We start from the raw sequence: 24,821 nt of genomic DNA, 5'->3' as shown, positions 1-24,821 counted from the left end.
TCAGGCTCCTCGTGAAATCACAATGACCACCAGCACCGCCAGCTCGATGACGGCCAGACGGCGGAACAGCGCGGGCGCGGCGGCGCTCTGCCAGCCGGGTACCCAGCCCACCGGATTGAGCCACTGGCGCAGCTTCAGCACGGCGGCGAAGTTCTCCTTCACCGGCATGGCGAAGCCGTGGGCGGTAATGACCATCGACTGCTCGTGTTCGTAGCCGCAGGCCCACGCCGCACCGCGCGAGCGGGAGGCGAGACGATCGCGTTTGAAGAACAGCATCAGCACGAGCGGCAGCAGCGGCGCGCCAATCAGCAGCAGCGCAATCATCGGCTGGGAAACGGTGGTGTTCGCCACGGTCAGCGGCAGCGGAATGGCGTGGCCCAGCAGCGGCAGCAGCCACGGCGCGGTCACGCCGCCCGCGATGCAGCACAGCGCCAGCGCGACCACGCTCACTCCCATTAAGACCGGCGCACAGCAGGCGTTTTCCGCTTCGCGGGTGCGCGGCGCGCCCAGGAAGGTCACGCCGTAGACTTTCGCCATGCACATCACCGCCAGCGCGCCGGTAATGGCGAGGCCAACCGCCAGCAGCGGGCCGAGCAGACGTGCGATAAAGGCATCGCTCTGACCGAGGGCGAAGAAGGACTGGTAGATCACCCACTCCCCGGCAAAGCCGTTCAGCGGCGGCAGCGCGGCCATCGCCATCAGCCCGACCAGCATCGCCAGTGAAATCACCGGCATCTTTTTGCCGATCCCACCGAGCTTTTCGATATCCCGATGGCCGGTGCGGAACCAGACGCTTCCCGCCCCGAGGAACAGGGTGCTTTTAAACAGGCTGTGGTTGACGAGGTGATACAGACCGCCGATAAACCCGGCGGCGATCAGCGCCGGTTGATTAAGCGCCAGACCGGTGACCCCCGCGCCGATACCGAGCAGGATGATGCCGATATTTTCCAGCGTGTGGTACGCCAGCAGGCGCTGGATGTTGTGCTCCATCAGCGCGTACAGGCCGCCGACAAATGCAGTAATCATGCCGGCTAACAGCAGCACGACGCCCCACCACAGCGGCGGCTGTCCGCCGGTCAGCGTAATCGCCAGAATGCCGAACAGGCCGACCTTCATCACCACCGCAGAAAACAGCGCGGCGGCGGGCGCGGAGGCGTTCGCATGCGCCTGCGGCACCCAGCCGTGCAGCGGGATAATCCCGGCGAGCAGGCCAAAGCCGATCGCGCCCAGCAGCCAGACGTCATTCCCCAGCGGATGGCCGTTGAGCGCGGAGAAATCCAGCGTGCCAAAGCGTTGCCACACCAGCCAGCAGGCCAGCGCCAGCAGCAGCGTCCCAAGGCGGCCGAGCGCAAACCACAGCTTGCCGGAGGCGCTGCAGCCCGTCAGGAACACGCCGCACAGGGCCATCATCTCCGCCATCACCACCAGCGCCCCGAGGTTGCTGGCAATAACGGTGCAGACCGCCGTTGCCATCAGCAGGTTCACCAGCAGGCCGTTGGCTTTGGCGTGCGGATGGCGGTGCCAGTCGATATTGAACAGGCTGATAAACAGCCCGCACAGGCCAAAGGTCACCAGCCAGATTGCGTTCAGCGGCGTCATCGCAACGCTGTGGCGAATCAGCGGCATCACGGCCTCAACGGACTGGCCGCCGAGCAGGACAACGCCGCCTGCCGCAAGCGTCATAAGGCTACCTGCTGCCCCGCCGATCCCGGCTATCGCGCCGCTCAGGGTTTTATGGAATGAGAAGAGAAGCGCCAGAACAGCGGCGGCCGCAAAACAGGCTACCGCGCTGGTCATCATCATTGCCGCGTTCATTTCGCCCCCTCGTTAAGCGCCTGTAGCAGGGAAAGGTCGCCAAAATCACTGTTGATGGTCAGCTCGCGTTTACGCTTGCTGGTGCGGGCGATGTCGCGAATGTTAACCAGAATGAGCGCTTTCGTCGGACAGGCCCGCACGCAGGCCGGGCCCTGCTCGTCGAAGCTGCACAGGTCGCACTTCACCGCCACGGCGCGGATGCCGGGTACCCAGTCCAGCAGCGTGCTGACGCGCGCAGGCGCCGGTGGCGCGGGCGGCGCTTTTGGCGAGTTGGCGTTCGCCGGAACGTGCAGCGGACGGCTGCCGGAAAATTCGATCGCGCCAAACGGGCAGGCGATGCCGCACAGCTTGCAGCTCACGCACAGGCTTTCATTCAGCTGGACCGCGCCATCCACGCGGGTGATGGCATTCACCGGGCAGACACCCGCGCAGGGGGCATCTTCACAGTGATGGCAGAGCTGCGGGGCAGACTCTTTTTCATTACGCATGACGTGCAGGCGCGGCATGGACTGCAGCCCATGCAGGCGATGCGTTTCCGAACACGCCGCCTCGCAGGTTCGACAGCCAATGCAGACCGTCGAGTCAGCAATTACAAAACGGTTCACCGGGTTATCCTCTGGTGATAGTCATTTTTGTCGAAAAACTGTCTTGTCGACACTTCTCGACACGCAGGGGTCAGGCCACGTTCGCTGAGGCGGTGCCACCCATCAGCTGCGTCAGGTTGACCGGGAGATCGTGTTCAACGGCGGCGTACAGGCCGTTATAGACCGGCGCGATTTTTTCCAGATAGTGCTCCAGCACCTGCTGGCGATCGCGGTTGCTGACGTGGCCGTCGACCATGCCGTCGGCCATCAGCTGCGCCTTCGCAATACACTGTTTTTCGCCGTCTTTTGTCTCGAGGTGATACTCAATGGTGTGGCTGTTGAAGTTATCCGCGAGAGTCACATTGATGGTGAAATGGCCGAACAGAACAAAGCGCATGTCGCCCTGCGCCGCGCAGCTCATCGCGTGATGAAGACGCGCTTTCGAGAGGGTAATGCCCTGAACCAGAGAGTTGCAGTAGAGGTGCCACTGGTCCTGCAGCTGCTGATGACGTTGCGCGATGTAATCCGCTTTTTCGCTGATTTCCCAAATAGTCATAGAAGGTATCCGGTTAATGGAGATAGCGGCTGTTAAGCAGATTCCATGCCAGTTTTTATCACATTGATTTTAATAGAATTTAATTAAATAAACGCTGTCACCGGCGCGGTGTCGACGTGTCATTTCGACAGCGTTGACATCGTCACGCCTTAACAGAAATCAAGCTGGCACCGTTATTGCATTCCAATGGCGCAATTCATTGAGGAGGCGTCATGCACGAAATCACCCTCTGCCAGCGGGCTCTGGAACTTATCGAACAGCAGGCAGTGCAAAACAACGCGAAGCGCGTCACCGGCGTCTGGCTGAAGGTCGGGGCATTTTCCTGCGTTGAGACCAGCGCCCTGACCTTCTGCTTTGAGCTGGTATGCCGCGGCACGCTGGCGGAAGGCTGCGAGCTCCATATTGAAGAACAGCAGGCGGAGTGCTGGTGCGGGCAGTGCCAACAGTACGTCACCCTGCTGTCATCAAAGGTTCAGCGCTGCCCGCAGTGCCAGAGCACCGGTCTTCGCATCGTGGCGGATGACGGCATGCAGATCCAACGCCTCGAAATCGAGAAGGAGTAAAGTATGTGTAGCACATGCGGTTGCGCCGAAGGCAACCTGTATATAGAAGGGGATGAACATCGCCCCCACTCCGCGTTTCGCTCGGCGCCCTTTTCCCCCGCCCCGCGCCCTGCGGCTGCCCTGACCGGCATCACCTTTGCGCCGCAACGCTCCGATGCGGGCGATCTGCATTACGGCCACGGCGAAGCGGGCACTCATGCGCCGGGCATGAGCCAGCGGCAGATGCTGGACGTCGAAATCAACGTGCTGGACAAAAATAACCAGATCGCCGCCCGCAACCGCGCGCGCTTTGCAGCCCGCAAACAGCTGGCGCTGAACCTGGTGTCCAGCCCCGGCTCCGGCAAAACGACGCTGTTAACGGAAACGCTCAAACGCCTGAACGGGCGCGTCTCCTGCGCGGTAGTCGAGGGCGATCAGCAGACGGTAAACGACGCCGCGCGCATTCGTGAAACCGGCACCCCGGCGATTCAGGTCAACACCGGTAAAGGCTGTCACCTGGATGCGCAGATGATTGCCGATGCGGCCCCGCGCCTGCCGCTTGAAGATAGCGGCATCCTGTTTATTGAAAACGTCGGCAACCTGGTCTGCCCGGCGAGCTTCGACCTGGGCGAACGACACAAGGTGGCGGTGCTGTCGGTAACCGAAGGAGAGGACAAACCGCTGAAGTACCCGCACATGTTTGCCGCCGCGTCGATCATGCTGCTGAACAAAGTCGACCTGCTGCCGTACCTGAATTTTGACGTGGACAAGTGCCTGGCGTACGCCCGCGAGGTGAACCCGGAGATTGAGATCCTGCTGGTTTCCGCCACGCGCGGCGATGGGATGGACGGCTGGCTACAGTGGCTGGAGAGCGAACGATGTGCATAGGCGTGCCGGGACAAATTCACTCTATCGACGGTAATCAGGCTAAAGTCGAGGTCTGCGGCATTCTGCGCGACGTAGACCTGACGCTGGTAGGCAGCACCGATGAGGCGGGCGCATCGCGTCTCGGCCAGTGGGTGCTGGTCCACGTGGGGTTTGCCATGAGCGTGATTAACGAAGCGGAAGCCCGCGACACGCTCGACGCCCTGCAAAACATGTTCGACGTGGAGCCTGACGTGGGCGCCCTGCTGTTTGGCGAGGAGCGGTAGCACATGCGTTACGTTGATGAATACCGTGCCCCGGAGCAGGTGCTAAAGCTAATCAGCCACCTGAAAACGCGCGCGGCGCTGCTGGACTACACCAAAGAGAGACCGCTGCGGATCATGGAGGTGTGCGGCGGTCATACGCACGCCATCTTCAAATTTGGCCTCGACCAGCTGCTGCCGGAGAACATCGAGTTTATCCACGGCCCCGGCTGCCCGGTGTGCGTTTTGCCGATGGGGCGCATCGACAGCTGTATTGAAATTGCCAGCCGGCCCGACGTCATTTTCTGCACCTTTGGCGACGCGATGCGCGTGCCGGGTAAAAACGGCTCGTTGCTGCAGGCGAAAGCGCGCGGCGCGGACGTGCGGATCGTCTATTCGCCGATGGATGCCCTGACGCTGGCAGAGAACCACCCCGCGCGCAAGGTGGTGTTTTTTGGCCTGGGATTTGAAACCACCATGCCCGCCACCGCCATCACGCTGCAGCAGGCGAAAGCGCGCGGCGTCGGTAACTTTTTCTTCTTCTGTCAGCACATTACGCTCATCCCCACCCTGCGCAGCCTGCTGGAAGAGCCGGGAAACGGCATTGACGCCTTTCTGGCACCGGGCCACGTCAGCATGGTGATTGGCACAGACGCCTACGGTTTTATTGCTGAACAGTACAATCGTCCGTTAGTGGTGGCTGGTTTCGAACCACTTGATCTACTACAAGGTGTGACCATGCTGGTTGAGCAGAAAATAGCGGCCCTGAGCAGCGTGGAAAACCAGTACCGCCGCGTGGTGCCGGATTCGGGAAATGAACGGGCACAGCGGGCGATAGCCGACGTGTTTAGCGTTGAGGGCGACAGCGAGTGGCGCGGCCTGGGGCTGATTGCCGAATCCGGCGTGCGTCTGACGCCAGCCTATCGCGCGTTCGACGCCGAAGCGCATTTCCGCCCGCAGCCGCAAGAGGTTTGCGACGATCCGCGGGCCCGCTGCGGCGAGGTGCTCACCGGCAAATGCAAACCGCATCAGTGCCCGTTATTTGGCAACACCTGTAACCCGCAGACGGCGTTTGGCGCGCTGATGGTTTCCTCCGAAGGGGCGTGTGCCGCGTGGTATCAGTATCGCAACCAGGAGAGTGAAGCATGAATACGGTTGAAATGGCGCACGGCAGCGGCGGACAGGCGATGCAGCAGCTGATTAACCGGCTGTTTATGGAAGCCTTCAACAACCCCTGGCTCGCCGAACAGGAAGACCAGGCGCGCATTGACCTCGCCACCTTGACCGCGCAGGGCGACAGGCTGGCCTTCTCCACCGACAGCTACGTGATTGATCCGCTGTTTTTCCCGGGCGGCGATATCGGCAAGCTCGCCGTCTGCGGCACGGCCAACGACGTTGCCGTCAGCGGCGCCGTTCCGCGCTACCTCTCCTGCGGGTTTATCCTCGAAGAGGGGCTGCCGATGGCGACGCTCACGGCGGTGGTCAACAGCATGGCGCAGACCGCGCGCGAGGCGGGGATTGCCATCGTCACCGGCGATACCAAAGTGGTGCAGCGCGGCGCGGCCGACAAGCTGTTCATCAACACCGCGGGCATGGGGGCGATCCCTGCCGATATTCACTGGGGCGCGCAGCGCCTCAGCATGGGCGACGTGCTGATCGTGACCGGCACGCTGGGCTGCCACGGTGCCACCATCCTGAACCTGCGTGAAGGGCTGGGGCTGGACGGGGAACTGCGCAGCGACTGCGCGGTGCTCACCCCGCTGATCCAGACGCTGCGCGCCGTGCCCGGCGTGAAGGCCCTGCGGGACGCCACCCGAGGCGGCGTGAACGCCGTGGTTCATGAGTTTGCGGCAAGCTGCGGTTACGGGATTGAACTCACCGAGCGCAGCCTGCCCGTTAAGCCTGCCGTGCGCGGGCTTTGCGAATTGCTGGGGCTTGACCCGCTTAACTTCGCCAACGAAGGCAAGCTGGTCATTGGCGTCGAACGTGCCGCAGCCGAAGCCGTTCTGGAGCAGCTGCGGGCACATCCGTCAGGAAAAGAGGCGGCGATGATTGGTGAAGTGGTTGAGCGCAAAGGGGTGCGCCTGACCGGGCTTTACGGCGTGCAGCGCACGCTGGATCTGCCGCACGCTGAACCTTTACCCCGTATTTGCTAGGCCGCGCCACAAGCGGCCAGCATAGAATTTTTTTTGCTCGTTTCTACTGGAAAGCACTATGCCGTATACACCGATGAGCGATCTTGGACAGCAGGGCCTGTTTGACATTACGCGCACACTTTTACAGCAGCCCGATCTCGGTGCGCTGAGCGATGCCCTGACGCGGCTGGTCAGGCAATCGGCGCTGGCGGACAGCGCCGCGATTGTGCTCTGGCATAGCGGAACGCAGCGCGCGAGCTACTACTCCGCGCGGGATAATGGCAAGCCGTTTGAATACGAAGACGAAACCTATCTGGCACACGGCCCGGTGCGCCGCATTCTCTCCCGGCCAGAAGTGCTGCACTGCAACTTTGCGCAATTCCGCCAGGCGTGGCCGAGGCTGGCAAAGAGCAACCTCTATCAGCCTTTCGGGCACTACTGCATGCTGCCGCTGGCGGCAGAGGGGCAGATTTTTGGCGGATGCGAGTTTATCCGCACCACCGACCAGCCGTGGAGCGAGGCGGAATACGAGCGCCTGCACACCTTTACTCAGATTGTCGCCGTGGTGGCGGAGCAGATCCAAAGCCGCGTCACCAATAATGTCGATTACGACCTGCTGAGCCGCGAGCGCGATAACTTCCGCATTCTGGTCGCCATCACCAACGCCGTGCTGTCACGGCTCGACATGGATGAGCTGGTCAGCGAAGTCTCGAAAGAGATCCACCACTATTTCAAAATCGACGCCATCAGCATCGCGCTGCGCGGCCACCGCAAGGGCAAGCTGAACATCTACTCCACCCACTACCTCGATGAAGCCAACCCGGCACACGAGCAGAGCGAAGTGGACGAAGCGGGCACCCTTTCGGAGCGGGTCTTCAAAAGCAAAGAGATCCTCCTGCTCAACCTGAGCGAGCAGGACCCGGTTGCGCCTTACGAGCGGATGCTGTTCAACACCTGGGGCAATAAGATCCAGACCCTGTGCCTGCTGCCGCTGATGTCCGGCAACACCATGCTTGGCGTGCTGAAGCTGGCGCAGTGCGAGGAAGGGGTGTTTACCACCGCCAACCTGAAGCTGCTGCGCCAGATCGCCGAGCGTATCTCCATTGCCCTGGATAACGCCCTCGCCTATCAGGAGATCCACCGCCTGAAAGAGCGGCTGGTGGATGAGAACCTGGCCCTGACCGAACAGCTCAACAACGTGGACAGCGAGTTTGGTGAAATCATCGGCCGCAGCGACGCCATGTACAGCGTCCTCAAGCAGGTTGAGATGGTGGCGCAAAGCGACAGCACGGTGCTGATTCTGGGCGAAACCGGTACGGGGAAAGAGCTTATTGCCCGCGCTATCCACAACCTGAGCAACCGCAACAGCCGACGGATGGTGAAGATGAACTGCGCCGCCATGCCCGCGGGGCTGCTGGAAAGCGATCTCTTCGGCCACGAGCGTGGCGCATTCACCGGCGCCAGCAGCCAGCGGCTGGGGCGTTTTGAGCTGGCGGACAAAAGTTCGCTGTTCCTCGACGAAGTGGGCGATATGCCGCTGGAGCTGCAGCCGAAGCTGCTGCGCGTCCTGCAGGAGCAGGAGTTTGAGCGCCTTGGCAGCAACAAGCTTATCCAGACCGACGTGCGGCTGATTGCCGCCACGAACCGCGACCTGAAAAAAATGGTCGCCGACCGCGAGTTTCGCAGCGATCTCTACTATCGCCTGAACGTCTTCCCGATCTTCCTGCCGCCGCTGCGCGAACGTCCGGAAGATATCCCCCTGCTGGTCAAAGCGTTTACCGCGAAGATTGCCCGCCGGATGGGGCGAAATATCGACAGTATTCCTGCCGAGACGCTGCGTGTTCTCTCATCAATGGAGTGGCCCGGCAACGTGCGCGAGCTGGAAAACGTCATCGAACGCGCGGTGCTGCTGACGCGTGGGAATGTGCTGCAGCTTTCTTTACCGGAAACGATCGCGTCAGATACCCCGGCACCGCAGGCCGAGATGGCGAAAGAGGGAGAAGATGAGTATCAGCTGATCGTGCGCGTGCTAAAAGAGACTAACGGCGTGGTCGCCGGGCCGAAAGGTGCCGCGCAGCGCCTGGGGCTAAAACGCACCACGCTGCTGTCGCGCATGAAGCGGCTGGGCATTGATAAAGAGAGCCTGGACGCATAGCTGCCGCTATTTTTTGGGACGGTATTTTTCCGGTAATTCAGGCACCGGGCGGCGGTCATCAATCAGATGGCGAACGGTCAGTATGGGGTGACGCCATAGCATGCGCGGCCCCGCCCAGCGCATAATTTGCTTCATCTCCTCCCGCTTTGCGGGCTGGTAGCAGTGCACCGGACACTGTTTACAGGCAGGCTTTTCCTCACCAAAAACACACTTATCCAGGCGCTTATCGGCATAGGCGTTGAGCGCCTGATAGTGCCCTTCCTCCTGAGACGCCTGCGGGCACTGCTTTTCATACAACGCGATCATCTTCGCGATGGTCTCTTTTTCTCGTGAGATGCGTTTACCGGACATGTCGCCTTACCGAATAATAAAGTGTATTAACAATACACCTTTCAGCATGGAATTTCAGCGATTGCATGTCGTTTTCTGAAGCCTGATTCCAGTTTTAGCCCGGCATCGCCCCATAATTACTGGTATTTTATACAGGCATCAGTAATGACTTTTATCCGTGTTGCCAGGAGACGCCATGCAAGAACTCGCTATCAACAAACCCTATCGCCATTTAACCGTGGGATATTTCAGAAAACGCCATGAAGACCGTAATACCAAGATACCGAAGCGCTACAGCGTGCATGCTGCGCTGAGCTTAAAAGGCGACTGGCTTGAAAAGGCTGGGTTTACGACCCATTCCAGGGTTCGGGTGGGCGTAGAGCATGGAAAAATCGTCATCGAATTAATGTCGGAAGGTACCTCGTAAAGCCACGACATTTTTCTGCGCCGTACCTTTTTTTCATGCGACAATAGAAGGAACAAGCGGCCACCGAGCCGATCAAAACGTTTTATTTTCAAAGAAATGGACATCATAACTCCATGAGCACAATCGACAATTTCGACGCACATACGCCAATGATGCAGCAGTATCTGAAGCTGAAGGCACAGCATCCGGAAATCCTGCTGTTTTACCGTATGGGCGATTTTTACGAGCTGTTTTACGACGATGCTAAGCGTGCATCGCAGTTGCTCGACATTTCGCTGACCAAACGTGGCGCATCGGCAGGTGAACCTATTCCTATGGCAGGTATTCCGCACCATGCGGTAGAGAACTACCTGGCGAAACTGGTGAATCAGGGTGAATCTGTCGCCATTTGCGAGCAGATCGGCGATCCGGCAACCTCAAAAGGCCCGGTGGAGCGCAAAGTGGTGCGCATCGTCACGCCGGGCACCATCAGTGATGAAGCCCTGCTTCAGGAGCGTCAGGATAACCTGCTGGCGGCGCTGTGGCAGGACGGCAAAGGGTTTGGTTATGCCACGCTGGACATCAGCTCCGGACGTTTTCGTCTGAGTGAACCGGCTGACCGGGAAACCATGGCGGCCGAACTGCAGCGCACCAACCCGGCCGAACTGCTCTATGCCGAAGATTTCGCCGAAATGGCGCTGATTGAAGGCCGTCGTGGCTTACGCCGTCGCCCGCTGTGGGAATTCGAAATTGATACCGCGCGCCAGCAGCTGAATCTGCAGTTTGGCACCCGCGATCTGATTGGCTTTGGCGTTGAAAATGCGCCGCGCGGGCTGTGTGCGGCAGGCTGTCTCCTGCAGTACGTGAAAGACACCCAGCGCACGGCCCTGCCGCATATCCGCTCGATTACCATGGAGCGCCAGCAGGACAGCATCATCATGGATGCCGCCACGCGCCGTAACCTGGAGATCACGCAGAACCTGGCGGGCGGCGTAGAAAATACGCTCGCGTCGGTCCTCGACAGTACGGTCACGCCAATGGGCAGCCGCATGCTGAAACGCTGGCTGCATATGCCGATCCGCGATACCGATACGCTGGTTTGCCGCCAGCAGACGATAGCCGCATTGCAGGATCGCTATACCGAACTGCAGCCGGTTCTGCGCCAGGTGGGCGATCTGGAGCGTATCCTTGCTCGTCTGGCCTTGCGCACCGCGCGCCCACGCGATCTCGCGCGGATGCGCCATGCTTTCCAGCAGCTGCCGGAACTGCGTGCGCAGCTGAGCGGCGTTGACAGCGCGCCGGTACAGAAACTCCGTGAAACCATGGGTGAATTTACCGAACTTCGCGAACTGCTGGAGCGCGCCATTATCGATGCGCCTCCGGTTCTGGTACGTGACGGCGGCGTGATTGCCCCCGGCTACAATGAAGAGCTGGACGAATGGCGCGCGCTGGCCGACGGTGCGACAGACTATCTCGATAAGCTGGAGATCCGCGAGCGCGAGCGTCTGGGGCTCGACACCCTGAAAGTGGGGTATAACGCGGTTCACGGCTACTACATTCAGATCAGCCGTGGGCAGAGCCATCTGGCGCCGATTCACTACGTGCGTCGCCAGACGTTGAAAAATGCCGAACGCTATATTATTCCCGAGCTGAAAGAGTACGAGGACAAAGTCCTCACCTCGAAAGGCAAAGCGCTGGCGCTGGAAAAACAGCTTTATGACGAGCTGTTCGACATGCTGATGCCGCACCTGGCCGATCTGCAGCTGAGCGCCAGCGCGCTGGCGGAGCTGGACGTGCTGGTGAACCTGGCAGAACGCGCGGAAACGCTGAACTACACCTGCCCGACCTTTACCGACAAGCCTGGCATTCGCATCACTGAAGGCCGTCACCCGGTGGTCGAGCAGGTGCTGAACGAACCGTTCATCGCCAACCCGCTGAGCCTGTCGCCGCAGAGAAGAATGTTGATCATTACCGGCCCGAACATGGGCGGTAAGAGTACCTATATGCGACAGACGGCGCTGATTGCGCTGCTCGCCTATATCGGCAGCTACGTTCCGGCGCAGAATGTGGAGATTGGCCCTATCGACCGCATCTTTACCCGCGTCGGAGCGGCGGACGATCTGGCGAGCGGTCGCTCAACCTTCATGGTCGAAATGACCGAAACGGCAAACATTCTGCATAACGCGACGGAGCACAGCCTGGTGCTGATGGACGAAGTCGGGCGCGGCACGTCAACCTACGATGGCCTGTCGCTGGCGTGGGCGTGTGCGGAAAGCCTCGCGAACAAAATCAAGGCCATGACGCTGTTCGCTACCCACTACTTCGAGCTGACGCAGCTGCCGGAGAAAATGGAGGGGGTAGCAAACGTCCACCTTGATGCGCTGGAGCACGGCGATACCATCGCCTTCATGCACACGGTGCAGGATGGCGCGGCGAGCAAGAGCTATGGTCTGGCCGTAGCGGCGCTGGCAGGCGTACCGAAAGAGGTGATCAAGCGCGCGCGTCAGAAACTGCGTGAGCTGGAAAGCCTGTCACCGAATGCGGCGGCGACGCAGATTGATGGTACGCAGATGTCGCTGCTGGTGCCTGCGGAAGAGACGTCGCCAGCAGTGGAAGCGCTGGAAAACCTCGACCCGGACTCCCTGACGCCGCGTCAGGCGCTGGAGTGGATTTATCGGTTGAAGAGTCTGGTTTAGTTTTCTGCGGTCTTTTGCCCGGTGGCGCTGCGCTTACCGGGCCTACGAATTTTGTAGGCCGGATAAGGCGAAGCCGCCACCCGGCAAGCGCAGCGCCACCGGGCCTACGGGTTTTGTAGGCCGGGTAAGGCGTAGCCGCCACCCGGCAAGCGCAGCGCCACCGGGCCTACGGGTTTTGTAGGCCGGGTAAGGCAAAGCCGCCACCCGGCAAGCGCAGCGCCACCGGGCCTACGAGTTTTGTAGGCCGGGTAAGGCGTAGCCGCCACCCGGCAAAACAAAGCGCACGATATTATCTACCGGGCCTTTCTACAGCAGAGGCGGGATCGTCGGCACCTGCGGCGCCTCGTCAATATCCTTCTGCGTCATGCGGAACGCTTCCGGGTAATGCTCGCGGCTGGTTCGGCGCAGCGGTTCGGTATCGCGCCAGGTATATAAACAATGCTGGCACTGGTAAACCGTCCAGACGCCTTTCACCGGCGATGTCGCCATTACTTCAATATGCTCATCGGCACAACGTGGACAAATCATCTTTTCCTCCTTATTGACGTGCTGCCAGCATCGCGGTCAGTTTTTCAGCCCAGGCTTTGGTTTCAGGCAGATCCTGTACCGGCTGGCTGTAGTGGCCCCGGGTGTCCGGCGCGACGGGCGTGGTGGCATCGATAATCAGCTTGTCGGTAATGCCCGCCGGGCTGGAGCCTGGGTCAAGTTCAAGCACCGACATGTTCGGCAGCTGCACCAGATCCCCTGCCGGGTTCACTTTCGATGACAACGCCCACATCACCTGCGGAAGGTTGAACGGATCCACATCCTCATCCACCATGATCACCATCTTCACGTAGCCCAAGCCGTGCGGCGTGGTCATGGCGCGCAGGCCGACCGCGCGGGCAAAACCGCCGTAGCGTTTTTTGGTGGAGATAATCGCCAGCAGACCGTGGGTGTACATCGCGTTCACCGCCTGCACTTCCGGGAATTCCGCTTTCAGCTGCTGGTAGAGCGGCACGCAGGTGGCTGGCCCCATCAGATAGTCAATCTCGGTCCACGGCATGCCGAGATAAAGGGATTCGAAAATCGGTTTGGTGCGATAAGAAACCTTGTCGATGCGGACAACCGTCATGTTACGGCCACCGGAATAGTGTCCGGTAAACTCGCCGAACGGCCCCTCAATTTCGCGCTTGCGGCCCTCAATCACCCCTTCCAGGATCACTTCAGAACCCCACGGCACGTCGAAACCGGTCAGCGGCGCGGTGGCAATCGGGTACGGACTTTCACGCAGCGCGCCGGCCATTTCATACTCGGACTGATCGTATTTCAGCGGCGTAGCGCCCATCAGGGTGATAATCGGGTCGTTGCCGAGCGTAATCGCAATCGGCAGGTCTTCGCCGCGCTCTTCCGCTTTGTGCAGGTGCAGGGCGATATCGTGCATCGGCACCGGCTGCAGGCCGAGCTTGCGCTTGCCCTTCACTTCCATACGGTAGATGCCGACGTTCTGCTTGCCGAAGTTATCCGGGTCAAGCGGATCGCGCGAGACAACGCAGGCTTTATCAAGATAGAAACCACCGTCCCCATCGTTCAGACGGAAAAGCGGCAGGATATCGAACAGGTTAATGTCGCCTCCGTCGACCGTATTCTGCGCCCAGGCCGGGTTGGCGCGGCGCTCTGGCGCAATCGGGAATTTATCCCAGCGGCGGATATACTCGTCGATCTGCTTTTTCACCGGCGTGTTCGCCGGCAGCCCCATCGAAATGGCGTGATTCTGCCAGGAGCCGATGGTGTTCATCACCACGCGGGCATCGGTAAACCCGCGAATATTGTCGAACCACAGCGCGGGCGCGCCGTCACCGATGCGGCCGGTCGCGTTGGCTGCCGCAGCCAGATCCGGCTCGGCGTTTACCTCTTCCTCAATTTTCAGCAGTTGCCCTTGCTCATCGAGCGCCTGCAGGAAGCTTCTCAAATCATCAAATGCCATCTTTATTCTCCTGTGAAAAATGTTTCGCCTCGCGCAATCCGTTCCAGCGGCGCGCCTTTTTGTGCTCCAGACCGAACTGGTCGAGCACGCGGGTCACGATATGCTCGGTAATGTCATCGGCGGTTTGCGGATGGTTGTAATAGGCAGGCATGGGCGGCACCATCGCCACGCCCATGCGGGAAAGCGCCAGCATGTTCTCCAGATGAATGGTGCTGAGCGGCGTTTCACGGGGAACCAACACCAGCTTGCGCCCCTCTTTCAGCACCACATCCGCCGCACGTCCCACCAGCCCTTCGGCGTAGCCCGCGCGGATCCCCGCCAGCGTTTTCATGCTGCAGGGAATGACGATCATGCCGTCGGTACGAAACGAGCCGGAGGAGATGGTGGCGGCCTGATCGGCCGGGCTGTGGACAACGTCAGCCAGCGCGGCAACGTCCTGCGCGGTGTAGGGCGTTTCCAGCTCAATGGTGGTTTTTGCCCACTTCGACATGACCAGATGCGTCTCCACCTCCGGCATTTCCCGCAGCGCCTGCAGCAGCGCCACGCCCAGCGGAGCCCCCGTTGCCCCCGTCATTCCGACTATCAATCTCATTCATCACCTCAATCAATTTGTTCGTGTACGAACATTGTAGATAAACTACTCCCGGATCGCTTTCCTGACAAGATCGTTCGTACACGATCACACAAATAGCTAAAAAATGCCGCGTTATCATCCTGTGCGTTAGCGGCTATCATAGGGGGAGATTTTTTCTGTCGGAGTGTTCATGAAACTAAGACAAGAGGCGTTCCACCTGTTACGCCAGCTTTTTCAACAGCATACCGCGCAGTGGCAACATGCCTTACCGGAACTGACCAAGCCACAGTATGCGGTTATGCGCTCCATTGCCGAGCATCCGGGCATTGAACAGGTGGCATTGACCGAAGTGGCGGTCAGCACCAAAGCGACCCTGGCGGAGATGCTCAGCCGGATGGAGGCGCGCGGGCTGGTCAAACGCGAGCACGATCCCGCCGACAAGCGCCGCCGGTTTGTCTTCCTGACGCCGGAAGGAGAAGCCCTGCTTGCAGGCTGTCAACCGGTTGGCAACGAGGTGGATGAGGCGTTTTTAGGCCGTCTTAGCAAGGCCGAGCGGGAGCAGTTCTCTGCGCTCATCAAAAAGATGATGCACGATTAATTCACGCGGGTGCGCATAAAATCGATAAAGGTGCGCACTTTCGCTGACACATGCCGGGCATCGGGATAAACCGCATAGATGCCCTGCCGCGCAAAAGTATATTCCGGTAAAACCGGGACCAGTTTCCCCGCATCAAGCGCATCGCGCGCCAGCCATTCCGGCAGCAACGCCACGCCACCGCCAGCGAGCGCAAAGGCCATCAGGGCCTGAGCGCTGTCGGCAAACAGGCGCGGCGCTTTTTTTATCTCCAGCGTTTCAGTCGCACCGCCGGCATCTTTCACCTGCCAGCGCAGCGGCGAGGCCAGGCGCTCGTGGATAATCCAGTCCGCGTGGGCCAGCTGCGCAAGCGATGCGATCGGATTTCTCACAAGCCACTCGGGCATCGCGACGGGGAGAATCGAGAAGTGCGAAATCAGCGCGGCGTGGTTGCGCGAATCGGCAAGCGTCCCTAGCCGGATCGCCACGTCAAAGCGCTCCGAGATAAGGTCGGCGTGCAGGGACGACGAAACATGCCGCACGCGAAGATCCGGATGCTGCTGGCTGAACTCGGCCAGCAGCGGCACCACCACCTTTGCGCCATATTCGGGCGTGGTCGTGATCCGCAGTTCACCGGTGAGCCCCGCATGGTTGGCGCGGACATCATCCTGCAGCCGCTCTGCATCCTTCAGAAGCGCCACGCTGCGCTGATGAAAAAGCGCGCCCGCCTCGGTTAACGTCAGGCGACGGGTGGAGCGCAGCAGCAGCGTAACGCCCAGCTCATCTTCAAGCTGGCGGATATTGAAGCTGACCACGGCTTTTGTCAGTCCCATAGCCTCGGCGGCCGCCGTAAAACTGCCGGTATCGGCCACCGCGACAAACATCTGCGTCCGCTGGAGGTTAATCATCTTCACGTCCTAAACCGTCAAAATATTTTTGACAGTATATCGCGCTTTGTCGCGTTTATCCGTGCTTCCCGGATCGATACGATACCCCACCTCACCGGAGGATCCACCATGACGTATCGCAGCAAAGTCGCCGCTGTTTATCTGCTGGGCTTTTTTCTTGATTTGATCAACATGTTTATTGCCAGCGTCGCCTTCCCGGCAATGGCCCACGCCTTTAACACCACGCCTTCAGCCCTTGCCTGGGTCAGTAACGGGTACATTGCCGGCCTGACGCTGGTAATCCCGTTCAGCAGCATCCTCACGCGCCGTATCGGACCAAAGCGCGTCATCCTGCTTTCGCTCTTTCTGTTCAGCGCAGCCTCTGCGGCGGCGGGCCTGTCTGCTACGCTTGAAGGTCTGATCGCCTGGCGAGTGCTGCAGGGCGTGGGAGGTGGGTTATTGATCCCCGTCGGACAGGCGCTGACCTGGCAACAGTTTAAGCCTCACGAGCGCGCCAAACTCTCCTCGGCGGTGATGCTGGTCGCGTTGCTTGCTCCCGCCTGCTCCCCTGCTATCGGAGGCCTGCTGGTGCAGGCGCTAAGCTGGCGGTGGATATTTTTCGCCACGCTGCCGGTCGCGGTTGTGACCTTTGCGCTGGCCTGCCTGTGGCTGAAACACGAAATGCCCGCGATGAAAACGGCCAGACTGCTAAACCTGCCGTTACTCGCGAACCCGCTTTTGCGTTTTTCCATGCTTGTCTATTTATGCGTACCCGGCATGTTTATTGGGGTGAACGTCACGGGAATGTTTTATCTTCAGCAGGTGGCGCACATGAGCCCGGCCGCAACGGGGATGCTAATGCTGCCGTGGTCCATAGCTTCGTTTATCGCCATCACGGCAACGGGACGCCATTTTAACCGTATCGGCCCCGGCCCGCTGATCGTCATCGGCTGCCTGCTGCAGGCGGCGGGTATTCTGCTTTTGATTGACGTCAGCTCGTCAGCGCTGCTCCCTGCCGTTGCGTTTACCCTGATGGGCGCGGGGGGAAGCCTGTGCAGCAGTACGGCACAGAGCAGCGCGTTTCTGACAACGTGCCGGGATGAGATGCCGGATGCCAGCGCGCTGTGGAATCTGAATCGTCAACTGAGTTTTTTTGCCGGAGCCCTGCTGCTGGCGCAGGCGCTGAACCTGGCGCAGGCCTGGCTAACGCCGCTCGCCGCCTGGCACGGGATGTTTATTTTTGCCGCAGGCATGACCTTGCTGCCTGTACTGTATGCTTTTCGTCTTAACAATACGCAGGTGCTGAGCCAGCTGCGACAGGAGAATTCATGACGCCTTTCGAACACGACATTATCGACCTCCACATTGCGCTTGAAGAGTGGTTAGGCAAGGGTGAAGGCAATTCCGACGCCCTGCTCGCCCGCTTCAGTCCAGATTTTCTGATGATCCCGCCGGGCGGTGCTCATATCGACTATAGCGGCCTGGCCAGCTTTCTGGAAAACCAGCGCGGAAGCCGTCCCGGACTGAAGATCGTCATTGATGAACTCTCCACGATCCAGCACTGGGAGGGGGGCGCGGTGCTTCACTACCGGGAGACGCAAACCCGGCCAGAGCTGCCCGTCAACGTGCGCTGGTCAACCGCGGTGCTCAATCAGGAAGGCGATCGGATAGTTTGGCGTTTGCTGCACGAAACGGCGCAGCCGTAGCGCAAAAGAAAAAGGCCCGTCTCACGACGGGCCTTTTTTGACGAAGGGTTGCTTATTCGCGGAACAGCGCTTCGATATTCAGACCTTGCCCCTGCAGGATTTCACGCAGGCGGCGCAGACCTTCAACCTGAATCTGACGAACACGTTCACGGGTCAGGCCAATTTCACGGCCGACGTCTTCCAGTGTCGCAGCTTCATACCCCAGTAAACCGAAACGACGTGCCAGCACTTCACGCTGTTTGGCGTTCAGTTCAAACAGCCATTTGACGATGCTCTGCTTCATGTCATCGTCCTGCGTGGTGTCTTCCGGGCCGTTGTCTTTTTCATCGGCCAGGATGTCCAGCAGCGCTTTTTCGGAGTCGCCACCCAGCGGGGTGTCAACCGAGGTAATGCGCTCGTTGAGACGCAGCATACGGCTTACGTCATCAACCGGTTTATCGAGTTGTTCGGCAATTTCTTCTGCGCTTGGCTCGTGGTCCAGCTTGTGGGACAACTCGCGCGCGGTACGCAGATACACGTTCAACTCTTTGACGATGTGGATCGGCAGGCGGATCGTACGGGTCTGGTTCATAATAGCCCGTTCGATGGTCTGACGAATCCACCAGGTCGCGTAGGTTGAGAAACGGAACCCGCGTTCCGGGTCAAACTTCTCAACTGCGCGGATGAGACCTAAGTTGCCCTCTTCAATCAGATCCAGCAGAGCCAGACCACGATTGCCGTAACGGCGAGCAATTTTCACGACCAGTCGCAGGTTACTTTCAATCATGCGACGGCGCGAGGCCACATCACCACGCAAAGCACGACGTGCGAAATAGACTTCTTCTTCGGCCGTTAGCAGTGGGGAGTAACCAATCTCCCCAAGGTAAAGCTGAGTCGCGTCCAGTACACGCTGTGTGGCGCCCTGCGATAACAGCTCTTCTTCAGCCAAATCGTTATCACTGGGTTCCTCTTCTACTAAGGCTTTTTCGTCAAAAGCCTCTACTCCGTTCTCATCAAATTCCGCGTCTTCATTTAAATCATGAACTTTCAGCGTATTCTGACTCATAAGGTGGCTCCTACCCGTGATCCCTGAACGAGACACCCTGGCTGGCATGCCCCGTCAAATTATCGCTGCGGCAAATACTGCAGCGGGTTTACGGATTTCCCCTTGTAACGAATTTCAAAATGCAAGCGTGTAGAACTGGTTCCGGTGCTACCCATGGTAGCGATTTTTTGCCCCGCCTTAACTTCTTGTTGTTCCCGGACCAGCATTGTGTCGTTATGGGCGTAGGCACTCAGGTAATCATCGTTATGTTTGATGATAATAAGATTACCGTAACCGCGCAGAGCGTTACCGGCATACACAACGCGCCCGTCTGCGGTCGCGATGATAGCCTGTCCTTTACTCCCTGCGATATCGATCCCTTTATTTCCCCCTTCGGAGGAAGAGAAGTTTTCGATAACCTTGCCGTCAGTCGGCCAGCGCCATGCAGAGATTGGCGAACTGGAGGTCATACTGCTGGCAGTCGGTTCAGTAGAGCTAACCACAGGTGCCGTAACCGGTGCTGTGACAGTAGTCGCAGTCCCTTTATTATTCGGCAACATTTTGTTAGCAGTCTGATCACCTGAGTCCTCAGAATACGTAATTACAGGTTGTGAAGCAACCACCGTGGTGGATTTTTGTGCAGGCTTAACGCTGTTATTTTGAGCCGTTACGTCGGCCGCTGAAACGGTGTTGCCAGGCGTCAGCGGCGTGCCCGTCGCGTTGCCTACCTGAAGCGTTTGCCCGACCTCCAGACCATACGGGGCCTGGACGTTATTGCGCTGCGCGAGGTCGCGGAAATCGTTCCCGGTGATCCAGGCAATGTAGAACAGCGTATCGCCACGCTTGACGGTATAGGTGCTGCCGCCGGTGTAGCTGCCTTTCGGAATGTTCCCATACTGGCGGTTATAGACTATGCGGCCATTTTGGGTCTGAACAGGCTGTTCAACTGGCTGAACCTGCATTGGCTGTGTAACAGGATGTTGCACAGGCTGAATTTGTGGTGTTTGCTGCGGCGCAGCAGTGCCCATTTTAGGCGGCGGCGTGATTAACATTCCGCTGGACGTGTTACCGGAGCCGCTGTTTCCACCGACGGAACTGACGGGCGCAGGCGCGTTGTTAGAACTTGTACAGCCTGCCAGCCAGAGCGAAACCAGTGATAATGCCGCAACACGGCTGATGGTGAATTTAGGGCTTCCCGCGCTCATTTATCCCCCAGGAATGTGTTAACTACCAGTGACTTAAAATTTACCGTGATGGCACGAATCTTTCGCGCCACACCATACGCTGAATTTGCCTTAATAACCCTGGATAAATCCGAGTCTCAGGCCAACTCCCCCTTCACCAGAGGCACAAAGCGCACGGCTTCCACGGTGTCGATAATAAACTCGCCGCCGCGCCGACGAACGCGCTTTAACAGCTGCTGCTCGTCCCCGACGGGCAAAACAAGAATGCCCCCCTCATCCAGCTGCGACAACAGGGCTGCTGGAATTTCAGGCGGGGCCGCCGTCACGATGATCGCGTCAAACGGGGCGCGCGCCTTCCAACCCTGCCATCCATCACCGTGTCGTGTCGAAACATTATGTAAATCCAGTTGTTTCAGGCGACGACGCGCCTGCCACTGTAAACCTTTGATTCGCTCAACGGAGCAGACGTGATGCACCAGATGCGCCAGGATCGCGGTCTGATACCCCGACCCGGTGCCAATCTCCAGCACGCGGGAGTCGGGCGTTAGCTCCAGCAGCTCCGTCATGCGTGCCACCATGTAAGGCTGCGAAATCGTCTGGCCCTGCCCGATGGGCAGCGCCACGTTTTCCCACGCTTTGTGTTCAAACGCCTCGTCTACAAATTTCTCACGCGGAACCTGAGCAAGCGCTTCAAGCACGTGCTCGTCGCGTATCCCCTGCGTGCGCAGTTGTTCCAGAAGAGTTTGTACACGTTTGTTTACCATTGCGCGTTCACTCCTGCGCGTTCCAGCCAGCCCGACACCACATCATGCGCGCTATACGCGGTTAAATCTACGTGCAGCGGAGTAACCGAAACATAGCCTTCATCCACGGCGGCGAAGTCGGTATCCGGGCCCGCATCGCACTTATCGCCGGGAGGACCAATCCAGTAAAGCGTGTTGCCGCGAGGATCCTGCTGTGGGATCACCTGATCGGCAGGATGTCGGCTTCCGCAGCGCGTGACGCGAATGCCTTTAATTTCATCGAGAGGAAGATCCGGCACGTTGATATTGAGGATACGTCCGGTCCGCAACGGCTCGCGGCCGAGCGCCCGCAGGATCGAACAGGTGACCGCGGCGGCGGTGTCATAGTGCGTGTGGCCGTTTAACGAGACCGCCAGCGCCGGGAACCCCAGGTGGCGCCCTTCCATTGCGGCCGCCACGGTGCCGGAGTAAATCACGTCATCGCCGAGGTTAGGCCCGGCGTTAATGCCGGAGACGACGATGTCCGGGCGCGGCCGCATCAGCGCGTTCACGCCCAAAAAGACGCAGTCGGTCGGCGTGCCCATCTGCACGGCAATATCGCCATTTTCAAAGGTAAAGGTGCGAAGCGACGACTCCAGCGTCAAAGAGTTAGACGCTCCACTGCGGTTACGATCGGGCGCCACGACCTGCACATCCGCAAATTCGCGGAGGTGTTTCGCCAGGGTCTGAATGCCCGGCGCGTGGATCCCGTCATCGTTACTCAGCAATATTCGCATAATCACCCGACGTGTTGATAAGTTCCCTGATAACGCTGGTGGCAAAGCTACCTGCCGGCAGCCAGAAGCGTAACTCGACGGTCACGTCATCCCACCAGTTCCAGCCTAGCTGCTGCGGATAGAGCAGCATCGCGCGGCGCGCCGCGTCAACTTTTTCCCGCACCAGCAAGGATTGCAGTTCTGGCGCATCCGCCACGGCTGACTGCTCGGCGGCCAGCGCATCGCCCTGCGTTCCCCAGTCGCCCGTACCGGGCAACGCGGCGGTAATCATCAGCGCTTTTGCGTCCACGCGCGACTGCACATCGGCCATCTCTTCGGCCGTTGCCACAAACCAGCTTCCGCGTCCCGCTAATTGTAGCGCATCGCCAACAACAACTTGATTCGCGTCCGGTTTTTTCAGCCTTTCGCTCACAATCTGATTAAACAACGCGCTGCGGGCCGCCGACAACCAAAAACTGCGTTTATTCCTGTCCCGCACCGGCGCGTCGCTTTGCGCCCAGCGCAGCGCGCCCTGAAGGTTGCTGCCGCCAATGCCAAAGCGCTGCGCGCCAAAGTAGTTCGGTACGCCGCGTTCATTGATAGCGTTCAGACGTTTTTCAACGTCTTCGCGATTTGTCACTTCGCGCAGCACGAGGGTAAACGCGTTACCTTTCAACGCCCCCAGACGCAGCTTGCGCTTGTGGCGGGCAAACTCCAGTACCTTACAGCCCTCAAGCTCAAATTTGCTTAAATCAGGCATCGTATTGCCGGGAACGCGCGCGCAGAGCCACTGTTCCGTGACGGCGTGTTTATCTTTCTGCCCGGCAAAGCTCACTTCTCGGGCATGAATTTTGAGGAATTTTGCCAGCGCGTCGGCCACAAAGCGGGTATTGCAGCCATTTTTCAGAATACGCACCAGGATATGTTCGCCTTCGCCATCCGGCTCAAAGCCCAGATCCTCGACCACGAGGAAATCTTCAGGGCTGGCTTTCAGCACCCCGTTCCCCTGCGGTTTGCCGTGCAGGTACGTCAGAGTGTCGAAGTCCGTCATTTGCTCGCCTTCAGCAGCAGCGCTACGGCCTCACAGGCAATCCCTTCGCCGCGACCGGTAAAGCCCAGCTTTTCGGTCGTCGTCGCTTTGACGTTCACATCGTCCATATGGCAGCCCAGATCTTCAGCAATAAACACGCGCATCTGCGGAATGTGCGGCAGCATTTTGGGAGCCTGGGCAATAATCGTCACGTCGACGTTGCCGAGGGTATAGCCTTTCGCCTGGATGCGGCGCCACGCTTCGCGCAGCAGCTCGCGGCTGTCTGCGCCTTTAAATGCCGGATCGGTGTCCGGGAACAGCTTGCCGATATCACCCAGCGCGGCCGCGCCAAGCAGGGCGTCGGTCAGCGCATGCAGCGCCACGTCGCCATCAGAATGCGCCAGCAGACCTTTTTCGTAAGGAATACGCACGCCGCCAATGATAATTGGGCCTTCTCCGCCAAAGGCGTGTACATCAAAACCGTGTCCAATTCGCATTATGCCTTCTCCTGATGGGTCGAACGGGTAAGATAAAATTCCGCGAGCTGTAAGTCTTCCGGACGCGTCACTTTAATATTATCAGCACGTCCTTCAACAAGCGTTGGGTGGAAGCCGCAATACTCCAGCGCAGAGGCTTCGTCGGTAATGGTCGCACCTTCGTTAAGCGCACGCGTTAAGCAGTCGTGGAGTAATTCGCGGGGGAAAAACTGGGGCGTCAGCGCGTGCCATAAATCGACGCGATCGACGGTGTGGGCGATAGCCTGTTTGCCCGGCTCGGCGCGCTTCATGGTGTCGCGCACCGGCGCGGCCAGAATGCCGCCCACCTTGCTGGTTTCGCTCAGCGCCAGCAGGCGCGCAAGGTCGTCCTGATGCAGGCATGGACGCGCCGCGTCATGCACCAGCACCCACGGCGCGTTTCCGGCAGCCTGAATGCCCGCCAAAACGGAATCGGCGCGCTCGGTACCGCCGTCAACGACGGTAATCTGTGGATGATTTGCCAGCGGCAGCTGCGCGAAGCGCGCATCGCCAGGGCTGATAGCGATGATCGCTCGCGTCACCCGCGGGTGCGCCAGCAGCGCCGCCACGGCGTGCTCGAGGATCGTTTTATCGCCAATAGAGAGGTACTGCTTGGGACATTCTGTCTGCATGCGCCGGCCAAAACCTGCGGCCGGCACCACGGCGCATACGTCCGAAAAAGTTACTGCCATGTCGTAATCCTGGGCCTGATTATCGATTGTTTTGTGCTGAGCCCTGATTGCGTTTAGACGCATCCGGTACCAGACGATAAAAGGTTTCGCCCGGCTTAGTCATACTGAGTTCATTGCGTGCGCGTTCCTCAATCGCCTCTTGCCCGCCATTGAGGTCATCAATTTCAGCGAAGAGTTGATCGTTTCGCGCCTTAAGTTTGGCGTTTGTTGCCTGCTGAGCCGCGACGTCATCGCTCACCCGGCTGTAGTCGTGCAGTCCGTTCTTACCGAACCACAGCGAATATTGCAGCCAGATTAGCAAAGCCAGCAACAGCAGCGTTAGTTTACCCATCCTGCCCCCTGAAAAACGGCATCATCATCCCAAGACTTCCCCAGAGCACTACGCCGGGGTAACAGAGATGCCGCAACATCGCGGGCAAATGTACCACATTTTTTCCGCAGAATCGTCCTGCACAATATCGTTACACAGTTGGTTACGGTTTGAATTATGGCTGAAGTTAGCCCATGAGCCACAAAAATAACAGACCAAACATCAGAACCACCGTCACAATCGTGACCACGGTGCTGTAGAGGAGCTTGCCGTTGAGCAGCGAGTGCAGCGCAATGCCGACGACAACCGCCACGGGCATCAGCGCCAGAAAGAAAGGCCAGGTGTAGAGAAAGAAGAACAGCGTGTTGCCGCCGTAGATGAGAAACGGAATGCCCAGCGCCAGCAGCCATGCGACGAAGCCAATGATGGCCCCAGGAAATGACCAGGTCGTTTCGTCGTCGGTCGCGAGCGGCTCCGACCTGGTGGTGATGTAATGTTCACTGTTGCGCATAGCT

28 protein-coding genes are annotated in these 24,821 nt (G+C 59.2%); 11 read left to right on the top strand and 17 right to left on the bottom strand.

All coding sequences use genetic code 11. The features are described from left to right. From hycC to hycA, 3 genes are all read right to left on the bottom strand, one after another. Positions 1 to 1,815 carry a formate hydrogenlyase subunit 3 gene (gene hycC / locus ACJBF3_RS11865; RefSeq protein WP_045330650.1) on the bottom strand — a complete coding sequence of 605 codons (1,815 nt, stop codon included), beginning with the start codon at positions 1,813 to 1,815 and terminating at the stop codon, positions 1 to 3. After that, positions 1,812 to 2,420, bottom strand: a complete 609-nt coding sequence (locus ACJBF3_RS11860; RefSeq protein WP_045330648.1) for a 4Fe-4S dicluster domain-containing protein — start codon at positions 2,418 to 2,420, stop codon at positions 1,812 to 1,814. Before ACJBF3_RS11860 ends, hycC begins: the two co-directional genes overlap by 4 nt. 70 nt (positions 2,421 to 2,490) lie before the next feature. Further along, positions 2,491 to 2,955 (bottom strand): formate hydrogenlyase regulator HycA, encoded by a 465-nt coding sequence (gene hycA / locus ACJBF3_RS11855; protein ID WP_045330646.1) that lies wholly within the window; start codon positions 2,953 to 2,955, stop codon positions 2,491 to 2,493. A gap of 212 nt (positions 2,956 to 3,167) precedes the next feature. On the opposite strand from hycA, the gene hypA reads away from it, so the two are divergent. Genes hypA through flhA form a run of 6 tightly spaced genes read left to right on the top strand, consistent with a single transcriptional unit; the run spans position 3,168 to position 8,914 of the window. Next, positions 3,168 to 3,518: a hydrogenase maturation nickel metallochaperone HypA gene (gene hypA, locus ACJBF3_RS11850; RefSeq protein ID WP_045330644.1), complete on the top strand. Its 351-nt coding sequence runs from the start codon at positions 3,168 to 3,170 to the stop codon at positions 3,516 to 3,518. A 3-nt stretch (positions 3,519 to 3,521) separates the two neighbouring features. After that, entirely contained in the window at positions 3,522 to 4,385 is an 864-nt protein-coding gene (gene hypB, locus ACJBF3_RS11845) for a hydrogenase nickel incorporation protein HypB (RefSeq protein WP_045330642.1), read from the top strand. Then, positions 4,376 to 4,648 (top strand): HypC/HybG/HupF family hydrogenase formation chaperone, encoded by a 273-nt coding sequence (locus tag ACJBF3_RS11840; protein WP_045330640.1) that lies wholly within the window; start codon positions 4,376 to 4,378, stop codon positions 4,646 to 4,648. The genes hypB and ACJBF3_RS11840 overlap by 10 nt, the downstream gene beginning before the upstream one ends. Positions 4,649 to 4,651: 3 nt before the next feature. Beyond that, on the top strand, positions 4,652 to 5,773 hold the full coding sequence (hypD, locus tag ACJBF3_RS11835) for a hydrogenase formation protein HypD (RefSeq protein WP_045330639.1): 1,122 nt from the start codon (positions 4,652 to 4,654) through the stop codon (positions 5,771 to 5,773). Next, positions 5,770 to 6,780, top strand: coding sequence for a hydrogenase expression/formation protein HypE (gene hypE / locus ACJBF3_RS11830; RefSeq protein WP_045330637.1), 1,011 nt, complete (start codon positions 5,770 to 5,772; stop codon positions 6,778 to 6,780). Before hypD ends, hypE begins: the two co-directional genes overlap by 4 nt. A gap of 58 nt (positions 6,781 to 6,838) precedes the next feature. Next, complete coding sequence (gene flhA / locus ACJBF3_RS11825) at positions 6,839 to 8,914, top strand: formate hydrogenlyase transcriptional activator FlhA (RefSeq protein WP_045330636.1); 2,076 nt, start codon at positions 6,839 to 6,841, stop codon at positions 8,912 to 8,914. A gap of 6 nt (positions 8,915 to 8,920) precedes the next feature. On the opposite strand, the gene ACJBF3_RS11820 is transcribed toward flhA, so the two are convergent. Further along, positions 8,921 to 9,265 carry a nitrous oxide-stimulated promoter family protein gene (locus ACJBF3_RS11820; RefSeq protein ID WP_045330634.1) on the bottom strand — a complete coding sequence of 115 codons (345 nt, stop codon included), beginning with the start codon at positions 9,263 to 9,265 and terminating at the stop codon, positions 8,921 to 8,923. A 175-nt stretch (positions 9,266 to 9,440) separates the two neighbouring features. On the opposite strand from ACJBF3_RS11820, the gene ACJBF3_RS11815 reads away from it, so the two are divergent. Both ACJBF3_RS11815 and mutS read left to right on the top strand, forming a co-directional pair. Further along, positions 9,441 to 9,671 carry a SymE family type I addiction module toxin gene (locus tag ACJBF3_RS11815; protein ID WP_045330633.1) on the top strand — a complete coding sequence of 77 codons (231 nt, stop codon included), beginning with the start codon at positions 9,441 to 9,443 and terminating at the stop codon, positions 9,669 to 9,671. Positions 9,672 to 9,784: 113 nt separating this feature from the next. Next, the gene (mutS, locus tag ACJBF3_RS11810) at positions 9,785 to 12,346 is read left to right on the top strand and encodes a DNA mismatch repair protein MutS (RefSeq protein WP_045330631.1); all 2,562 of its coding nucleotides are present in this window, start codon (positions 9,785 to 9,787) and stop codon (positions 12,344 to 12,346) included. Positions 12,347 to 12,652: 306 nt separating this feature from the next. Here mutS and ACJBF3_RS11805 read toward each other — a convergent pair whose 3' ends face one another. The 3 genes from ACJBF3_RS11805 to ACJBF3_RS11795 are packed head-to-tail and all read right to left on the bottom strand — an operon-like array spanning position 12,653 to position 14,904. Beyond that, positions 12,653 to 12,874, bottom strand: coding sequence for a non-oxidative hydroxyarylic acid decarboxylases subunit D (locus tag ACJBF3_RS11805; RefSeq protein ID WP_003862116.1), 222 nt, complete (start codon positions 12,872 to 12,874; stop codon positions 12,653 to 12,655). Between the two features lie 10 nt (positions 12,875 to 12,884). After that, positions 12,885 to 14,312, bottom strand: coding sequence for a non-oxidative hydroxyarylic acid decarboxylases subunit C (locus ACJBF3_RS11800; protein WP_045330628.1), 1,428 nt, complete (start codon positions 14,310 to 14,312; stop codon positions 12,885 to 12,887). Next, positions 14,302 to 14,904, bottom strand: a complete 603-nt coding sequence (locus ACJBF3_RS11795; protein WP_045330625.1) for a non-oxidative hydroxyarylic acid decarboxylases subunit B — start codon at positions 14,902 to 14,904, stop codon at positions 14,302 to 14,304. Before ACJBF3_RS11795 ends, ACJBF3_RS11800 begins: the two co-directional genes overlap by 11 nt. Before the next feature lie 172 nt (positions 14,905 to 15,076). On the opposite strand from ACJBF3_RS11795, the gene ACJBF3_RS11790 reads away from it, so the two are divergent. Continuing rightward, complete coding sequence (locus ACJBF3_RS11790) at positions 15,077 to 15,484, top strand: MarR family winged helix-turn-helix transcriptional regulator (RefSeq protein WP_045330623.1); 408 nt, start codon at positions 15,077 to 15,079, stop codon at positions 15,482 to 15,484. Here ACJBF3_RS11790 and ACJBF3_RS11785 read toward each other — a convergent pair. Continuing rightward, positions 15,481 to 16,368 carry a LysR family transcriptional regulator gene (locus tag ACJBF3_RS11785; RefSeq protein WP_045330621.1) on the bottom strand — a complete coding sequence of 296 codons (888 nt, stop codon included), beginning with the start codon at positions 16,366 to 16,368 and terminating at the stop codon, positions 15,481 to 15,483. The genes ACJBF3_RS11790 and ACJBF3_RS11785 overlap by 4 nt on opposite strands. Before the next feature lie 108 nt (positions 16,369 to 16,476). Here ACJBF3_RS11785 and ACJBF3_RS11780 point away from each other — a divergent pair, with 108 nt between their 5' ends. Beyond that, the gene (locus ACJBF3_RS11780) at positions 16,477 to 17,679 is read left to right on the top strand and encodes an MFS transporter (protein ID WP_045330618.1); all 1,203 of its coding nucleotides are present in this window, start codon (positions 16,477 to 16,479) and stop codon (positions 17,677 to 17,679) included. Further along, on the top strand, positions 17,676 to 18,053 hold the full coding sequence (locus ACJBF3_RS11775; RefSeq protein ID WP_045330615.1) for a DUF4440 domain-containing protein: 378 nt from the start codon (positions 17,676 to 17,678) through the stop codon (positions 18,051 to 18,053). The genes ACJBF3_RS11780 and ACJBF3_RS11775 overlap by 4 nt, the downstream gene beginning before the upstream one ends. A gap of 52 nt (positions 18,054 to 18,105) precedes the next feature. Here ACJBF3_RS11775 and rpoS read toward each other — a convergent pair whose 3' ends face one another. The 9 genes from rpoS to ACJBF3_RS11730 all read right to left on the bottom strand — a co-directional run bounded on the left by rpoS (position 18,106) and on the right by ACJBF3_RS11730 (position 24,817). Next, entirely contained in the window at positions 18,106 to 19,098 is a 993-nt protein-coding gene (gene rpoS / locus ACJBF3_RS11770) for an RNA polymerase sigma factor RpoS (protein WP_008499600.1), read from the bottom strand. Between the two features lie 59 nt (positions 19,099 to 19,157). Further along, complete coding sequence (nlpD, locus tag ACJBF3_RS11765) at positions 19,158 to 20,282, bottom strand: murein hydrolase activator NlpD (RefSeq protein WP_032643085.1); 1,125 nt, start codon at positions 20,280 to 20,282, stop codon at positions 19,158 to 19,160. A 116-nt stretch (positions 20,283 to 20,398) separates the two neighbouring features. After that, a complete protein-coding gene (locus tag ACJBF3_RS11760; protein WP_045330610.1) occupies positions 20,399 to 21,025 on the bottom strand; it encodes a protein-L-isoaspartate(D-aspartate) O-methyltransferase in 627 nt (208 codons plus the stop codon). After that, positions 21,019 to 21,780, bottom strand: coding sequence for a 5'/3'-nucleotidase SurE (surE, locus tag ACJBF3_RS11755; protein WP_029741539.1), 762 nt, complete (start codon positions 21,778 to 21,780; stop codon positions 21,019 to 21,021). Before surE ends, ACJBF3_RS11760 begins: the two co-directional genes overlap by 7 nt. After that, a complete protein-coding gene (gene truD, locus ACJBF3_RS11750; protein WP_045330608.1) occupies positions 21,761 to 22,810 on the bottom strand; it encodes a tRNA pseudouridine(13) synthase TruD in 1,050 nt (349 codons plus the stop codon). Before truD ends, surE begins: the two co-directional genes overlap by 20 nt. After that, on the bottom strand, positions 22,807 to 23,286 hold the full coding sequence (gene ispF / locus ACJBF3_RS11745; protein ID WP_029741541.1) for a 2-C-methyl-D-erythritol 2,4-cyclodiphosphate synthase: 480 nt from the start codon (positions 23,284 to 23,286) through the stop codon (positions 22,807 to 22,809). Before ispF ends, truD begins: the two co-directional genes overlap by 4 nt. Beyond that, entirely contained in the window at positions 23,286 to 23,996 is a 711-nt protein-coding gene (ispD, locus tag ACJBF3_RS11740) for a 2-C-methyl-D-erythritol 4-phosphate cytidylyltransferase (RefSeq protein WP_045330605.1), read from the bottom strand. Before ispD ends, ispF begins: the two co-directional genes overlap by 1 nt. A 19-nt stretch (positions 23,997 to 24,015) precedes the next feature. Further along, positions 24,016 to 24,327: a cell division protein FtsB gene (gene ftsB / locus ACJBF3_RS11735; protein WP_008499609.1), complete on the bottom strand. Its 312-nt coding sequence runs from the start codon at positions 24,325 to 24,327 to the stop codon at positions 24,016 to 24,018. 166 nt (positions 24,328 to 24,493) lie between these two features. Continuing rightward, positions 24,494 to 24,817 carry a DUF3561 family protein gene (locus ACJBF3_RS11730; protein ID WP_045330604.1) on the bottom strand — a complete coding sequence of 108 codons (324 nt, stop codon included), beginning with the start codon at positions 24,815 to 24,817 and terminating at the stop codon, positions 24,494 to 24,496. Between the last annotated feature and the right edge of the window lie 4 nt (positions 24,818 to 24,821).

The organism is Enterobacter sp. PP-008-ECC_S150 (genome assembly GCF_045257065.1).
In the GTDB taxonomy this organism is placed as follows: Bacteria; Pseudomonadota; Gammaproteobacteria; order Enterobacterales; family Enterobacteriaceae; genus Enterobacter; species Enterobacter chengduensis.
Note: the sequence above shows the minus strand (reverse complement) of the source record. Positions and strands in the feature narration are given on the sequence as shown.

What these genes read in the sequence shown, in the direction of transcription:
- hycC (WP_045330650.1), bottom strand. Translation starts at nt 1,815, where the DNA reads ATGAACGCGGCAATGATGATGACCAGCGCGGTAGCCTGTTTTGCGGCC.
- hycA (WP_045330646.1), bottom strand. Translation starts at nt 2,955, where the DNA reads ATGACTATTTGGGAAATCAGCGAAAAAGCGGATTACATCGCGCAACGT.
- hypA (WP_045330644.1), top strand. Translation starts at nt 3,168, where the DNA reads ATGCACGAAATCACCCTCTGCCAGCGGGCTCTGGAACTTATCGAACAG.
- hypB (WP_045330642.1), top strand. Translation starts at nt 3,522, where the DNA reads ATGTGTAGCACATGCGGTTGCGCCGAAGGCAACCTGTATATAGAAGGG.
- ACJBF3_RS11840 (WP_045330640.1), top strand. Translation starts at nt 4,376, where the DNA reads ATGTGCATAGGCGTGCCGGGACAAATTCACTCTATCGACGGTAATCAG.
- hypD (WP_045330639.1), top strand. Translation starts at nt 4,652, where the DNA reads ATGCGTTACGTTGATGAATACCGTGCCCCGGAGCAGGTGCTAAAGCTA.
- hypE (WP_045330637.1), top strand. Translation starts at nt 5,770, where the DNA reads ATGAATACGGTTGAAATGGCGCACGGCAGCGGCGGACAGGCGATGCAG.
- flhA (WP_045330636.1), top strand. Translation starts at nt 6,839, where the DNA reads ATGCCGTATACACCGATGAGCGATCTTGGACAGCAGGGCCTGTTTGAC.
- ACJBF3_RS11820 (WP_045330634.1), bottom strand. Translation starts at nt 9,265, where the DNA reads ATGTCCGGTAAACGCATCTCACGAGAAAAAGAGACCATCGCGAAGATG.
- ACJBF3_RS11815 (WP_045330633.1), top strand. Translation starts at nt 9,441, where the DNA reads ATGCAAGAACTCGCTATCAACAAACCCTATCGCCATTTAACCGTGGGA.
- mutS (WP_045330631.1), top strand. Translation starts at nt 9,785, where the DNA reads ATGAGCACAATCGACAATTTCGACGCACATACGCCAATGATGCAGCAG.
- ACJBF3_RS11805 (WP_003862116.1), bottom strand. Translation starts at nt 12,874, where the DNA reads ATGATTTGTCCACGTTGTGCCGATGAGCATATTGAAGTAATGGCGACA.
- ACJBF3_RS11800 (WP_045330628.1), bottom strand. Translation starts at nt 14,312, where the DNA reads ATGGCATTTGATGATTTGAGAAGCTTCCTGCAGGCGCTCGATGAGCAA.
- ACJBF3_RS11795 (WP_045330625.1), bottom strand. Translation starts at nt 14,904, where the DNA reads ATGAGATTGATAGTCGGAATGACGGGGGCAACGGGGGCTCCGCTGGGC.
- ACJBF3_RS11790 (WP_045330623.1), top strand. Translation starts at nt 15,077, where the DNA reads ATGAAACTAAGACAAGAGGCGTTCCACCTGTTACGCCAGCTTTTTCAA.
- ACJBF3_RS11785 (WP_045330621.1), bottom strand. Translation starts at nt 16,368, where the DNA reads ATGATTAACCTCCAGCGGACGCAGATGTTTGTCGCGGTGGCCGATACC.
- ACJBF3_RS11780 (WP_045330618.1), top strand. Translation starts at nt 16,477, where the DNA reads ATGACGTATCGCAGCAAAGTCGCCGCTGTTTATCTGCTGGGCTTTTTT.
- ACJBF3_RS11775 (WP_045330615.1), top strand. Translation starts at nt 17,676, where the DNA reads ATGACGCCTTTCGAACACGACATTATCGACCTCCACATTGCGCTTGAA.
- rpoS (WP_008499600.1), bottom strand. Translation starts at nt 19,098, where the DNA reads ATGAGTCAGAATACGCTGAAAGTTCATGATTTAAATGAAGACGCGGAA.
- nlpD (WP_032643085.1), bottom strand. Translation starts at nt 20,282, where the DNA reads ATGAGCGCGGGAAGCCCTAAATTCACCATCAGCCGTGTTGCGGCATTA.
- ACJBF3_RS11760 (WP_045330610.1), bottom strand. Translation starts at nt 21,025, where the DNA reads ATGGTAAACAAACGTGTACAAACTCTTCTGGAACAACTGCGCACGCAG.
- surE (WP_029741539.1), bottom strand. Translation starts at nt 21,780, where the DNA reads ATGCGAATATTGCTGAGTAACGATGACGGGATCCACGCGCCGGGCATT.
- truD (WP_045330608.1), bottom strand. Translation starts at nt 22,810, where the DNA reads ATGACGGACTTCGACACTCTGACGTACCTGCACGGCAAACCGCAGGGG.
- ispF (WP_029741541.1), bottom strand. Translation starts at nt 23,286, where the DNA reads ATGCGAATTGGACACGGTTTTGATGTACACGCCTTTGGCGGAGAAGGC.
- ispD (WP_045330605.1), bottom strand. Translation starts at nt 23,996, where the DNA reads ATGGCAGTAACTTTTTCGGACGTATGCGCCGTGGTGCCGGCCGCAGGT.
- ftsB (WP_008499609.1), bottom strand. Translation starts at nt 24,327, where the DNA reads ATGGGTAAACTAACGCTGCTGTTGCTGGCTTTGCTAATCTGGCTGCAA.
- ACJBF3_RS11730 (WP_045330604.1), bottom strand. Translation starts at nt 24,817, where the DNA reads ATGCGCAACAGTGAACATTACATCACCACCAGGTCGGAGCCGCTCGCG.